1 protein-coding gene is annotated in these 996 nt (G+C 58.0%); it reads left to right on the top strand.

Features of this window, described 5'->3' with window-relative positions; genetic code table 11:
- Positions 1-166: 166 nt before the first annotated feature.
- A partial coding sequence (locus IEX97_RS12895; RefSeq protein ID WP_188883511.1) for a DDE-type integrase/transposase/recombinase occupies positions 167-996 on the top strand: 830 nt, incomplete at its 3' end.

The following is a 996-nucleotide window of genomic DNA, read 5'->3' on the forward strand; positions in this document are numbered from 1 at the left end:
TGGTGCCAAAGAAAGTGAACGTTCGACTCTTCCATGGCCTGTACCGTCTTCGCCAGTCGTGTGCAGCCCTCATGGTCTGACCGATCCCACAATTTATGTCTATGGAGCCTTCTCACCCTCTCGACTGAGAATGGGGTTGTACCCATTCTGGAAGGGAGATGGTGGAATGGACCGGAAGCGTGCGGAGGAGATTGCGGCGTTTCGATATGGGATGATTGCTCCCATTGTGAGCCGGCAGACACCGCTGTCCCCAGGGGAACTGCATGTGTATCTCGAACATGCGGTGAAGCAGTCCTATGTGATCCCAGGCACCACAAGAACGACGCTCAGCGTGCGGACCTTGGAGCGGTGGATTGCGGCGTACAGAAAAGGTGGATACGACGCCTTGCTTCCCAAGACCCGCAGCGATAAAGGCCGCCACCGGCTGCCGGACGAGGTGATTCAAAAGGCCGTGGCGTTGCGGCGGGAGCGGCCTGAGCGCAGCGTGGAGCAGATCATTCTCTTGCTGGAGGAGAGTGGGGTTGTAGCACCGGGCACGGTGGCGCAAAGCACCCTGGCTCGCCATTTGCGCCGTGCAGGAGCAAGCCGCAAGGAGCTGCTGCGCTCCGACGACCGGGGATACCGGCGCTTTGAGGCGGAAGATGTCCATGTCTTGTGGCAGGCGGATTTTAAGCATGCGCTGTACCTCCCTGATCCGAATCATCCACAGCGCAAGAAAAAGACCGTTCTATTCGCCATCCTGGACGATTACTCGAGACTCATTGTCCACGGGCAGTTTTATTGGGACGAGCAGTTGCCCCGCCTGGAAGACAGTTTGAAAAAAGCGATCCTGCGGTATGGCATCCCCGAACAACTGTACGTGGACAACGGTGCGGTTTTCTCATCCCAGCACCTGCGGCGCATCTGTGGAAAGCTTGGGATTCACCTTTCGCACAGCAAACCCTACCGCCCTGCTGGGCGGGGCAAAGTAGAACGCCTGTTCCGGTTTCTCGACAC

It is taken from the genome of Paenalicyclobacillus cellulosilyticus (assembly GCF_014647315.1).
GTDB classification, from domain to species: Bacteria; Bacillota; Bacilli; order Alicyclobacillales; family Alicyclobacillaceae; genus Alicyclobacillus_J; species Alicyclobacillus_J cellulosilyticus.